Annotated in this window: 8 protein-coding genes; all 8 read right to left on the bottom strand. The window is 37.1% G+C overall.

Annotation, left to right across the window (positions count from 1 at the left end):
• Positions 1-317: 317 nt before the first annotated feature.
• Positions 318-635 carry a DUF2322 family protein gene (locus CJP74_RS00630; RefSeq protein WP_119496344.1) on the bottom strand — a complete coding sequence of 106 codons (318 nt, stop codon included), beginning with the start codon at positions 633-635 and terminating at the stop codon, positions 318-320.
• A gap of 566 nt (positions 636-1,201) precedes the next feature.
• Positions 1,202-1,933: a thermonuclease family protein gene (locus CJP74_RS00625; RefSeq protein WP_119496343.1), complete on the bottom strand. Its 732-nt coding sequence runs from the start codon at positions 1,931-1,933 to the stop codon at positions 1,202-1,204.
• Between the two features lie 104 nt (positions 1,934-2,037).
• Positions 2,038-5,073: a glycosyltransferase family A protein gene (locus CJP74_RS00620; RefSeq protein WP_119496342.1), complete on the bottom strand. Its 3,036-nt coding sequence runs from the start codon at positions 5,071-5,073 to the stop codon at positions 2,038-2,040.
• Between the two features lie 588 nt (positions 5,074-5,661).
• Entirely contained in the window at positions 5,662-6,933 is a 1,272-nt protein-coding gene (gene glyA / locus CJP74_RS00615) for a serine hydroxymethyltransferase (protein ID WP_119496341.1), read from the bottom strand.
• 131 nt (positions 6,934-7,064) lie between these two features.
• Positions 7,065-8,978, bottom strand: a complete 1,914-nt coding sequence (locus tag CJP74_RS00610; protein ID WP_119496340.1) for a SurA N-terminal domain-containing protein — start codon at positions 8,976-8,978, stop codon at positions 7,065-7,067.
• 147 nt (positions 8,979-9,125) lie between these two features.
• Positions 9,126-10,046, bottom strand: coding sequence for a cytidine deaminase (cdd, locus tag CJP74_RS00605; RefSeq protein WP_119496339.1), 921 nt, complete (start codon positions 10,044-10,046; stop codon positions 9,126-9,128).
• Positions 10,047-10,217: 171 nt separating this feature from the next.
• Positions 10,218-10,721 (bottom strand): rRNA maturation RNase YbeY, encoded by a 504-nt coding sequence (gene ybeY / locus CJP74_RS00600; protein ID WP_119496338.1) that lies wholly within the window; start codon positions 10,719-10,721, stop codon positions 10,218-10,220.
• A gap of 8 nt (positions 10,722-10,729) precedes the next feature.
• Complete coding sequence (locus tag CJP74_RS08205; RefSeq protein WP_245958023.1) at positions 10,730-13,564, bottom strand: PhoH family protein; 2,835 nt, start codon at positions 13,562-13,564, stop codon at positions 10,730-10,732.
• Between the last annotated feature and the right edge of the window lie 22 nt (positions 13,565-13,586).

Genomic DNA, 13,586 nt, shown 5'->3' with positions numbered 1-13,586 from the left:
TTGGTTTCTTCCTTAGCTTTAGCCTTAGCTTGCTCCTTAACTTGAACATCAGCTTCGATTTTTGCAATTTCAGAAGCTTGAACTTGCTCTATCGCACTTCGAAGAGATAACCGCTTTTGAATAGGTTTATCATTCTTTGCTTCTATCTCTAACGCATTTATTGGAGATATTTTAGGGTTATTAATATAAACCTCCTTTTTTCTTTTAACAAGAAAATAAAATAACTTAGTAAAATAGAGCTAAAAAATGCTTACTTATTCTTTTACATAAACGAAAAGGAGTAAGTAAAACTCACGTTTTACTTACTCCTTTACATATTAAACACTAATCACTTCAATACGATACTTAGCATTTTGGTCCACACTAAGACTTAGTAATAAGTCTAAATAAGGGTGTTTACCAGGGTTAGCTAAAGCATCGGCGAGATAATCTTCATACATGCTTAAACCATTAATAGCAACATCTTTATCAAACACCCCGTCATAAATAGTTGAAAGGTAGTTTAATAATTGCACAGAACTCTGGCTGTCACCCTTGTTTTCCAAATGTTCTACAAGGTTGTTATAACCATCAAAAATGTTAATTGCCGCTACCGATGAAGCTGAAGGTAAAATATCTTGCATTGGACTAGTCATAATATAAATCCTATAAAATCTCTCGTTATATAAAATAAATAATTAAGCTGAGATATACGAGTGCTCAATAACTTAATTTGAGAGAAAACTTCTCTCCCTATACAAACATGTATTTCACTAAAATTTATCTAAAAATAGCCAAGCATGAATTTCATGTTTAAACTCTAACTATAAAATAGTTAGCCCCATTTGATCACTCTGATCTCGTTTAAGATTATTACATAAAAAACTTGATAAATAATCATAGTATGATTTAACAAACTATTAGAATTTTTTCAAGAATGAAAAATCACTTTACTTAAAATATTGATTTTTAGGAGATTCGAGTTTTAGTTTCGGGAAAAGAAAAAGTTCAGGCTAAAAGGATAAACCCTAGAAATTTACTCAAGTATTTTGCGGGAATAGACTTAATTTTAGTATTTTGTCTTAAAAATCATAGCTATGATAATTTTTAGCGAGATATAGCTTTGCCAAAACAACTGATTTTTTCCTTGGTTTGCTAGTTTTTTTTCCCTTAGTTTAGACAAAATTAATGACTCTCTAGCCTTGCTAAAGAGTCATCTGTTTTAATTGTTACGCCAGTTTTTAGGTTCAACAGGACCTTTGCCACGTGGGTATAGACTTGAATTCCATAACCCTAAACCTTGTCTTTGGGCTTGTTGACTAAAAGCTGTGTAAGCTTTAAACATTTGCGAACTTTTATTGCTGTAGTTATACACCCAAGCATTACCAGTTTGCACCATGTATTGATTTACATTTAAATAACTGCCACCTTGCGGTAAATATAACGTGCCTAGGTAACGATTGTATACATCTCTCCCTGTAACAAAAATAGCTACAGTTTTACCTTGTACTAGGTTTCTTAAAGTGTTACCCGCTTGCTGTCCATAAGTCTGTTTAGTTTCTGGAGCATCTATACCGAGTAAACGAACTTTCAGAACCTGGAGATTAGAAGTAACTTGACAATGTACGGTGTCCCCATCATGCACCGAAGTTACTCGACAAGTGGAAAGATTATACTTGGAAATTAAACTAGGAGAAATTTTATTCTCTTGATTAATCGGTAAGTACTCTAAGCGACATACTTGCACAGGAAAGTCAGAGTAATTTTGTTTACTAGCTCTGCCTTTTTTAGCCTGCATACAAGGATTGCTCGCTTGATGTACGCTTGCTTGTTGATAATAACCATTGCTGGCATTAGAGTCTTTTGCTCCAAGGGTCTGATCAGCAATAAACCAACCTACTACCCATAGAACACTTACTACAGTAGCAACTATACCTGTTTTTTTCTTAGCCATAAATTCCTCCCAATACTTGCCTATTATACCAAAACTAAGCTGCTGGCATTCATTTAAGAGCAAAAAAATGTCCTCTGCACTTAAAAAGCAGAGGACAATTTATTTTAGTGTTTATTATTACGCACGAGAACAAAGCTTCGGGTTAATAAACGCCAGTGGTCATAACGGTGTAAGTAGAGGTCGTATCTTACTTGCTCATCTTTAACACCAGCATAGTATTTAATGTAATCTAACCAGTATTTATAGGTAGTTACATCGGTAAAGAGCATCCGTAAGTTCGGGAAGCTCGTTAAACTCGAGAGATTAAACTCAGTACATAAAGTATCCACTACCACAATAATATCCATTAATGGGAAACGTGGTGGTAATAAACGCATACTAAAGTTCTTTCTATCTAATACTTCCGAAAGAGGAATAATGATCGAGTTTAAACCAACAAACTTAGTATAGTAGTTAATACTGTGGGTTAAATTGTGATCTTCAGGATCGGTACCTAAGTCTTCTACTGCTAGAGGACGATAGTCACTACTATAATCACCAGGATTTAAACCACGAATACGGTGCGGAGCAAAAATATCGCGTAAAGCAATAGTTTCTGGCACCAGATTTGCTTCAGGAACTTGTTCAGTGTTGTCTGAAGTTAAAGCCTCTGGAGACATATTCTCATGAAGATTTTCTGGTTCAAGATTTGAAGTACCAGTATCTTCGGTGAGTTGCTCAAGCATTTGGTTGAGTTGATGTTGTTCAGGGGTAATAGTTACCTCTTCTGACTCCTCAGTTGGAGTTTGACTATCATCAGCTTGTTCTTGCTCAGCAGTTGCAAGATTTGCTTGTTCCTCTTGCTCTTCTGTCTCTTGAGCTTGAAGCTCATTTTCTACAGCTTCGATTTGAGCTTGAGTCGTAGGTTCAGTTTCTTGAGTTGGAGCTGAAGTTGGCTCTGGAGCAGCTGTCTCTTCTGTCTTAGTGGCAGTAGCTTCTGGCTTAATGTCACTTGCTTCTGGCTTATTGTCACTTGCCTCTTGCTTAGCTGCAGTTGCATCTTGATTGAAAGTATCAAGACTTTCTACTTTTGAACTCGTTGCTAAAGCATTACCATGAGCATCATAATTTGCTTTTTCTGCTAAGGCAGTTGCTTTTTCTTTTAACTGCGTATAGAGATCTTCATTAGGATCATAAAGCTCTTTTTCAGTATGCACAAAAGGTAAAACATAAGTTTGTTTTTGTTCTTCAGTTAACTCATAGCTCGCTAGATCTTCAATTTCATAACCTAGCTCATAGGAGTTAACAAGTTTAACCTCGTTGGCATTAGCTTGTGGAGCTGTTTTTCCTAATAAAGAGGTAATGTGTTGTAAGTAAGGTAAGGTTTCACGTTCACCTTTACTACGATAGAAAATGTAGTTTTTGTGTCTTACGTGATACTCAGAGAAAAACACTGTTGCCCATTGCTTAAAGCCTTTACGCTGTAAGTAAGAGAAAGAGTTATTACGGTAGTTTTTCTCACAAAAAGCAAATAACTGCTTACGTTCGCTTGCATTAAGTAAACTTAAATTCAGCATTAGCTGACGTCCAACGTTTAAACCACAAACACGATAAGTAATATTACGCGTGAGGTTTTTGCGGTTAAAGCCCAACGAATCTAAGAAGTTTAAAACCCGATTTGGAATATTGGTTACTATCGCTAAATAAGGTTCTTTATTTTTATAGTAAAGCTTACGATAGTACAGATAAGCTAACTCGGTAGCATTATTAACTAATTGCTTGTTAATTTGGCTATAAGTAGCTCGTTCTAGATGTTCGCCTACCGAACGCTCAATTGCTTGTTCTGAAGTTTGGTTATCAGGATTTGCAGATAACTCTACTACATCCACATGACGCGTTTTTGAACCAAAGAGAGCTTTGAAGCTGTTAGCTACTGACTGAATCGCTCGTTTAAAAGTACTAGTCTCTTCATAAACTCTTTGTTTTGGTACTTCGCTATTAGCGTTTTGATCGTTTGGATTTTTGGTTAATAACCAATCAATTACTTGATCACAACGCTCTGGGTTACAAGCTATAGCTTGTAAGAATAAAGCGTAAGGTTGAGCATTTACGCGCACTAAGAAATTATCGTGCGAAACTGTATCTAAGAACTGAATGGTTGCCCCTACATCACGAATTAAGAACATCCAGTTTTTGAGAATGTTCATAAAGGCAATTAATTCATTACGCACTTTTTCGGTGTAGGTTGTTAGACTTGGAGAAAAGTCTAAAGCGTAAACTAGAGATTGCGAAATAACGGTAAAGTTATCAACAATAAAGTTTACATCAAATTCACATCTTTGGGCTAGCTCATAGGCTGCTACTAAGTAACCTGTTTGCGCATAGATTAGGTCTTGGGAGTTAAATCCAGACTTAGTAAAGAAAATATCCTTGCGTAAAGCTGGCGGTAAAGTATGGAAAATAGCTCCTTTTACATATACCGATCTAAAACCTAAATGAAAACGTGGGTCACCCGCATCTACTAATTTTTTTAGAGCATAGAGATAAGTAAAGTGGAAGATTTTTTCCGAACCAAAGAGAACATCTTCACGGAAAAATACATGTTGTTCTAAACAAAGTTTACGGTTAAAAGCTATCCGACGTGCCGAACGTTGGAGTTTGTTTACCGCACTTAAATCAAAGATCTTGTTATCATCGAGGTCATTTTCAATGATGTTTTTTGGTGCCGAACCTTCAAGATCATGATAAGCTTTGTGATGGCTTGGATTTTGCGGATCATAGCTTTGAATGCGCGTAAAGAACATCCCTATACCTTGATATAAGTATATTGCATGTGCTAATTCAGAAACAAAGTGTTGATCAAAGAAATCACTTGCGGTGGCAAAAATTAACCAGTCACCTTTGGCATTTAAAATACCTAGGTTACGAGCAGCACTTACTCCAGCATGGCCTTGCGAAAGAATGCGTGCATTTTTGTCAGGAAAACGAGCAATTTGCTCTTCCACAACTTTTATATTTTCAGGGATTGAATTATCTACGACAAAAATCACTTCGTAGTTTTTAGGATCAGCATCATACTGAGCTAATAAAGAATCGACAAGAAATGGTAAATCTTTAGTTTGCTCACCTGTTGCACAAGATACAATAATAGAGAAAATCATTTGGTAATCTCACTGGCAAGGAAGAATATTTGTGTTTAAATTATAACTAGAAGTACTATATTATATTACCATGATAAGGCAATAAAAGCTTGGCATTTTTCCTCATCTAAATTATTTATATAGGCACAGGCTTTTATATTCAAACAAAGAGGACTAGGTAATTAAACCTAGTCCTCTTTGTTAGTGTATTAAACTAAAGTTACTACACCAAATATAACTAATACAACTAATAAAACAGTTGCATAAGTCCAGCCGATTTTTTTATTACGGCATGAGTTTAGTTCTGGAGCTGACATAATAATATCCCTTGTACAAGAATTAAAACATTTCCAGGTGATTACTTAAGGTAATCTCTTATACTAATATAATAGCACAGGGGCAAGCTTGCGGGGCTAAAATTGCGAGTTTTTTGCTAAATTGTCAGCTAAATGCTGATTGTTCTTAATTAGCCTTTTGCCTCTGTAAATAAAAATGCTTATTTGTGATTAAGTTAGGATCTTTTCAGAATTTACTTGCCTTGCTATTCTTGAGTAACCTAGTCTGAAATATGGACAAAAAAAAGCCCTGAAACGGGCTTTTTTTTGCTAATTATGCTTTTTTGTACACTGGGTGTTTTGCACAAAGTTCTTTAACTTTAGCACGAGCTTTTTCTACCACTTGCTCTTGGCTTTCTGGATGAGCAAAACTATCTAATAGATCACAGATTAAGTTAGTTAACTCTACTGTATCTTGGCTCGTAAAGCCACGGCGCGTAATAGCTGGAGTACCAAAACGTACACCCGAAGTTTGGAATGGTGAACGAGTTTCTCCAGGTACTGAGTTTTTGTTGGCTGTAATCCAAGCTTTTTCTAATAAAGCGGCCGCTTGCTTACCTGAGTATTCTTTACCAAGTAAATCTAGTAAAAGTAAGTGGTTATCAGTACCACCAGATACTACTTTATAACCGCGCTCTTGGAAAACTCTTACCATAGTTTTAGCATTCTCTAAAACCTTTTCCATGTACACTTTGAATTCAGGTTGTAAAGCTTCTTTAAAAGCTACAGCCTTAGCAGCAATTACGTGCTCTAATGGACCACCTTGGCTACCAGGGAATAAACCTGAGTTAAGTTTTTTATAGAACTCTGGGGTTTGTCCTTTAGAAAGAATCATTCCCCCACGTGGACCTGCAAGAGTTTTATGCGTAGTTGTAGTTACAACATGAGCATAGTCAAGAGGCGAAGGATATAAACCTGTAGCTACTAAACCAGCAACATGGGCAATATCGCAGAATAAATAAGCACCTACTGAATCTGCAATTTCACGCATGCGTTTCCAGTCAACTACACGAGAGTAAGCAGAAAAACCAGCTACAATTACTTTAGGTTTTACTTCTAGAGCTTGTTTAGCTATGGCATCGTAATCGAGATAACCATTAGCATCAACACCGTAACCATAAGAAATGTAGTTTTTCCCTGAAAAACTTACTTTTGCCCCATGGGTTAAGTGACCACCTGCATCAAGATCCATACCTAAAACTACATCACCATGCTCAATTAAAGCAAGGTAAACAGCTAGGTTAGCATTTGAACCTGAGTGAGGTTGCACATTGGCGTAGTCACAATTAAATAATTGTTTTGCACGCTCAATAGCTAATTCTTCAGCCTTATCAATAAATTCACAACCGTTGTAGTAACGGGCATGCGGATAACCTTCGGCATATTTATTGGTTAATACTGAACCTTGTAATTCTAATACTAGTTCTGATACATAGTTTTCCGAAGCAATCAGCTCAATGTGATCTTCTTGACGTTGTTTTTCTTCTTCAACTGTTTGGAATAACTCTGGATCAAACTCTTTTAGAGATAAAGGATTAATAGTCATGGGCAAATACCTCCGCAATAGTTGACTCTAAAAATCTTGACAAAAAATTGTCAACGCTTCTAATTATACCCTATATAAGGGTAAAATTTGCAAATAAAAGAGAGACAAGTCTAGACCTGTCTCTGCATAAATTAGTTATTGCTTGAATCACCTAAAAGGTCATAGTTAATTTTAACATCATACACTTTACGTAATTCTTGCATAATGTTTGAGTTGTATTCGTAGTTAACTTGTTGTAAATAGCCATTACTAAATTGACTGAGAACAGAATTATCTACACCCGCCTCTACAGTAAAGCCAAGTACACCAATTAAGTACACACTATTAGTACTGTTGTCGCTAACTACTAAGTAATCTTCTGGATGACCTGCATATTTTGAGGTAAATAAGGCATTAAAATATGGCACTTGATCCTCTTGAGGAGCAAGAAGGTCAACCGTTTGTTCTTCAGATAAGGTTACATTAGCCTGAGCTAAAAGTTCTTTAGTTTTCTCTGCTCCAGGGTTAGCATTTAATTGTACGGCTAGATCTTGGAGTTTAGCTAGGTTTTGTGCTTGCGCTAAAGAAAGTTTAGTAGCTTCGGTTACTTTATCTTTAATTTCATCTAAAGTAGGGTAAATTGTATCTTGGAACTTATCCAGTTGGGTAATTATCTCGTCTTGAGAATCAGCAATCCCTTGTGGTGAGTTTACGCGATTAACTTGCATGTCACCTGTAAATGAAAGACGTGCTACATCACGTGGCACAGATTCAGGTAAATTGTTTGCCGTAAACTCAGGAGTAGTGCTTACTGGTAAGTCAAGAATTTTTGCTACTTCGGCAATGTTTCCTTGCGATTCAACTACTTCATTAACTTTAGCAAAGAGATCTTGCAGATAAGTTTGCTGATTTGCTTGCGTTAAAGTTTGTTCAATTTGGGCACGAGCAGCCGCAAATGCAATAGTTGAAGTTTCTTTATTATTTAAATAAACAATATGATACTCACCATTTGCATCAGCAATAGGTGCTGAGTAGCTTTTATCTTGCATTAACGGCACTACTTCTTTTAAGTAGTCAGGTAATTGACTTGGCGTTAAACGACCTAATTCCCCGTTGTTAAACTGAGCAGCTACGTCAGTAGAGTATTTTTTCACCGCATCGGTAAAGCTCATACCATCTTTAAGAGCCTGTTCAACTTCTTGAGCTGTTTTTTGGTCAGCAACTACAATTGCCGAAAGGTCATAGATAGTTGAGTTAAATAATTGCGGGTTATTATCGTAATAAGTTTGAATTTGCTCTTGGGTTGGTTTAGGAGCTTTTTGCGCTAAAGTATTACGATTATAACGAATGTAACTTAAAGTAGCCTTAGCAGGAATTGCATAGCTTTCGCGGTGCATATCATAGTATTCTTGAATCTGCTCTTGGCTAGGATTAAATTCGTTTGCTGTTGCTGAGGCCTCTACTTTAGCTACTTGCACATAAGAAGTTGGCGTAGCTAGACGCGCATTTAATTCTACTTCTGCTGGAGTAGTAATATAAGCATTATTTAAGAGCTGAGTTACGCCTTGGTCTCTTAAATCATTAGCTAAAATCGCAAAATATTGCTCAGTAGTAATACCATAATAGTTTAAAAAGGCACGAATACGGTCTTCAGAGTATTGTCCGTCAGCACCTTGGAACATTTGGTTATTACGAATATTTTGAATAATCTCATTATCGCTAATGGTCATGCCAATGCTTTGTGCGTAGAGAATACGTAAACGATTGTTAATCAGATTATCTAATACTGCTTGACGTAATAATTGTTCGTTAGCAGGAGTCATAAATTGCTCAAAAGCTTCTTGACCATAGTTTTGCAGCAATTGATTATAACGTTGTTGATACTCTTGTTGGAATTCATTGTAGGTAATACCTACATCCTTGTTACTAAAAGTAACTAAGTAGTTTTGCTGTTGCGTACCGAGGTTTGCCCCTGTTATTGTTTGTAAAATAAAAGGTACGGCAATGGCAACAGGAAGTAATTTGAAAATAAATGATTTTTGAACCGAGTTAAACTTACCGATCATGGGCAGTAATCCTTGGATATGCTGTCTTATAAATAAATTCTGGTTGCTGTGTCAAAGATTACACAGGCTAATTATCAATTATACTATATATACTCCCAAATCACCAAAAAAAAGAGACCGCTTAAAGCAGTCTCCTTTTATTTAAGATTATAAATTCTCTACTCTTTCTCGGTCATCAACAACTTCGCATACTACATTTATACCAAAGTTGTCTCCCACCATTTTCACTAAATCGGCAATAGGTAATGGGGTGTACTTAGACTCACGCACATAGAAGCGACTAATTTTATTAGCATTTAAACCATATACGCGTACTAAGCAAATTGCCGATAATACCGCTGGAAAACTTGGGTTAAAGGCTGCATTTTCAATATAACGCCCGACAAAGAAATCACGGTCAACCGTAGCAGCTACCACAAAAGCTTCTGAGTGTGAGTAAGGAGAATAGGTTTTGCCTTGACGAATTACCTTTTCTTTTACATCATCATAGCAAGAACTGTGGAATACTGATCTATTATGGTTATTATCAAATAACCTTTCTTTAATCTCTAAATCCGCTGGACCAAAGCTGTCAGGGAGATAATGACTTAAAGGTGCTCCATCAGGAATTTGTGGCAAATAGATTTTGAGATCTTTTGCCGTATTCACTTCATTAATAAACTGACGACAATGACCGCATGGAGAGTAGTTTACAATAATAGATTTAATACCGCGTGCTCCCGAACAATAAGCATGGTTAATAGCACATTGCTCTGCATGCACAGTATATTGCATTAATAAACCTTCATACTCTTGGTTCCCACCAAAGTAAAAATTGCCATCGAGATCTTCAACTATTGCCCCTACGTTAAACTTAGAAATCGTTGGATAAGCATAACAAGTAGCAAATGGAAGTAAAGCAAAATATAACTCTTGGTCGGTTAATTTAAACTCGTATTTTAATCCGTGCGCTTGCTCGGCACTAATATAGCCACGTAATTTATTGTGTAATAAAGTACGATGGATAGCTTTTTGCAGAGGCGTTTCAATCGGATTGGTAAATTCAACTTGAGGAAATAAGCTTGCCATAGTCAGTGTCCTTTAGAGTTTAAAGTGGGCAAAATAATTTACCTTAAATCCTACCCTTTAGGAAGCTAAAGTTAAGATAAAAAAGTAATTACTTTCTCTTTTTATAATACCATAATTTCAGGGAAAAAAGAGAAAAACCTCTGGGAAATTCCAGAGGTTTTTTCGTTTATTTTACTCTAAAGACTCACGAATTTTTTCATCATCGCGATAAGGATCAGGAATACCTAATTGTGCTAAAAGCTCTTTTTCTTTGCCTTCCATTTCCACTGCATCTTCGGGTTCGATATGATCATAACCTAAAAGGTGCAATAAACCATGTAAACAAATATGCGTCCAGTGATGCTCAAGAGGCTTTTCTTGCTCTTTAGCTTCACGTTCGAGTACTGGTGGACAAATAATTAAATCCCCTAACTCGGTAAAACCAAAAGCTTGAGCTTCATGTTCATCACCCATAAACTCAAAACTCAGAACATTAGTAGCATAGTCTTTACCACGATACTGTCCATTGAGTTCTTGCATATACTCAGGCGTCACATAGGTCACCGAAACATGGTAATCCCCGTCTAAACGTTGCTCTACTTCACGATACCAAGTTTGTAGATCTTGTTCGGTAGGTAAAAAAGCAGCTTGGGCTTCTGCCGAATAAAGATCATTCACATCAATTTTTAAAGTCATACTTGCCTCTATTTAATTTCACTTAATACCGTTTGTAAAGGACTTTCTTTACGTTTATTGCCCTTAGCTGGTTCAGGATGTAAAGCTTCGTAAAGATCATAAGCATCAATTACTGCCGATACGGTTGAGTGACGTACTACATCCGAACGATCCATGGTATAAAAACGTACATTAGGGACATTATCTAACACCCGCATTGCATGCTCGAGTCCTGAAGCTTGATTACGTGGTAAGTCAGTTTGCGTTTTATCACCTGTAATTACCATTTTAGAGCCTAAACCAAGACGAGTTACCATCATCTTCATTTGGGCGGTAGTTGTATTTTGGGCTTCATCAAGAATAACAAAAGCATTAGCTAAAGTACGACCACGCATAAAGGCAAGCGGAGCTATTTCAATTACTTTTGAGTTAAGTAATTTGTCAGCTTGCATAGGTCCAAGAATCTCAATAATCGCATCAAAAAGAGGACGTAAATATGGATCGAGTTTTTCTTGTAAAGTACCTGGTAAAAAGCCGAGGTTCTCGCCCGCTTCAACGGCAGGACGCGTTAAAACTAATCTTTCTACTTTACGCTCGGCAAGCATTTTTAACGCCATAGCCACAGCAACTAGAGTTTTACCTGAACCTGCAGGACCTACCCCAAAGGTAATATCATTGTCGAGAATCCCCTGAGCAAATAAATGCTGGTTAATCGATTTACAACGAATTTTTGGGTTAATCTGCATAAAGCCACCAGTGTGACGTAAACGCTCTTCCTCTTGTAACTTTTGGTTACGACTACGTACACTAGCTTCGGTTGTTACAGAAGCTAATTGAGCTACAGACTTAGGTTCTGGGGTAAAGCCTTGCTCTTGAGCTGCTGGAGCATAACTTGGCTCATAAGAGGTAAACTCGTCATTAACATAACGATCCCCGTCTTTATAGCTAATGATCTGAGCTTTTTCTTTTGCTCTTAACTCAGCAATTTCTTGATCAGTATAAACTTTATTAACCAGTTTAGGACGATCAAGTTGCTCTTGCGTCTCTAGCTTAGCTTGGGCATGAGCTTGAGCCTCTTGATCACGAGCTAAAGCTTGAGCATGTAACTCAGCATAACGTTTTAATAGCTCTTGCTCATCAAAAAGTTTTGTATTTTTATTAGCTTGTTTTTGCTCTTCTGCTTGGGCTTGAGATTCAACTTCTGAGTCTGCTTCTACCTGCGCTTCTACCTCTGCTAGGGCTTGAGCTTGTGCTTGAGCTTCTGCCTCAGCTTTTGCTTGAGCCTCTGCTTTCTCAGCTTCTTGTGCTTCAATGGCAAGAAGATTTTCTAGCACCGTATGATACTCTTGCATAAATTGACTAAAGCTAATCGCTTCAGGATCATTTGCCGATAGATCACCTGAGAAGGCTATATCTAAATAAGTATCAGGTAAACCTGCCGACCAGTCTAACTGTTCAATTGCTTCTAAGTAACGATATTTACAATATGCCATTATCTCATAAGCTTTTTGGCGGGTATTTAAACCTTTTACGGTAAAAAAGTCGAGGAGGTCTTCAAGCTGTAAAGCATATTGATACTGCGCTTCATCACTTGCATCAAATTGTTCAAGATACCATTCTGGAGCGACAAACCCTTGACTAAAGAGATAGTAATAATCCCCTTCGGTAAGAATTTTTTGGGCAAAAGTAGAAGCTTTTAATAATTCAGTTAACTCGTCATCAGCCTCAGTTGCAGGTTCAGCGTCATCAAAGAGTTCTAAAAGATCACTTGGAATCGCTAAAGGACGTAATCCTGGAACGCCTGTAAGTAGCTCGCTTTGATTTTTTTCTGCAAAAGCCTGAGCTGCACGGGCTTCGATTTGCTCAAGTTCAATGCTTTTAGCATGGTCTTTGGCAGCTTGACGTGCATGCTGGTTAATTAACAATTGTTTTAATTGTTTTGGATCTAGTTTTTCTTGGGCAGCCATATGAGCTATACGTTGCTCTTCGTTTTCTGCATCAAAAGCTTCTTGTTGAGCAAATTGCTCTTGGGCTTGCTCGAGAGCCTTAGCTATAGCTTGGCTTCGAGTTAAAAGAGGTTCAGGCTCTTTAGCTTCATGCTCAGCAAATAAATCTATTTCTTTTGGATCAAAAGTTGGCATAGCAAAATTATTGCCTTGGTAGTTAGCAAAAAGATCTACTTGAGGCACATTATTTTGTGGTTGCTCTTTGGCAGGAGCTGGGTTAAAGAGATCCTCAAAGTCATCAAAGAAGTTTTCTTTGTATTTGCCTTCGAGAGGTACTACCTCATCATCGCCATATTCCCAATAATTGCGTTTTGGGGTAAGCGATTGTGTTTGCTCATCTTTAGCTTGCGCTAGAGCTTGTTTAGCTTTGGCTACAGCCGCTTGTACGGCAGCAGGAAGTTTAACTTTAGGTTTTTTCTCTTCTTGGGCTAATTGTTGCAGTTCAAGTAATTTATCAAATTGCTCTGCCTCAAAAGCTCTTTCTTCTTGCTCTTGAGCTGCCACTTTACGTTGCGCTTGCTCAAAAGCTTGCTGTTCTTTTAAGAGAGCTACAGCCTTTTCATCTTCGAGAGATTGATGAGCTTTCCATTCATGAATGGTCATATACACATCTTTGGTGCTAATTTCATGAACTTTTTTGCCCGCAAAAGTTTGCTCGTATAAATCACTAATAATATTTTTCGCTAGATTAACCTGCTTTTCTGTATCTGCTAGAAGTTCAATTCTAAAATTGTTTCCTCCTATTTCTACGCCTAGTTCGCTTTCAATGAGATATAGGTTTTCATTGTCAACGCCAACTAGAGCTTGCAGATTCTCAATTACTTCAGGTTGGAGAGAAAAACTTGTTCTTATAGACAAAATATTATCCTTACTTACTTAG

Source organism: Psittacicella melopsittaci (assembly GCF_003585925.1).
Lineage (GTDB): Bacteria > Pseudomonadota > Gammaproteobacteria > Enterobacterales > Psittacicellaceae > Psittacicella > Psittacicella melopsittaci.
Note: the sequence above shows the minus strand (reverse complement) of the source record. Positions and strands in the feature narration are given on the sequence as shown.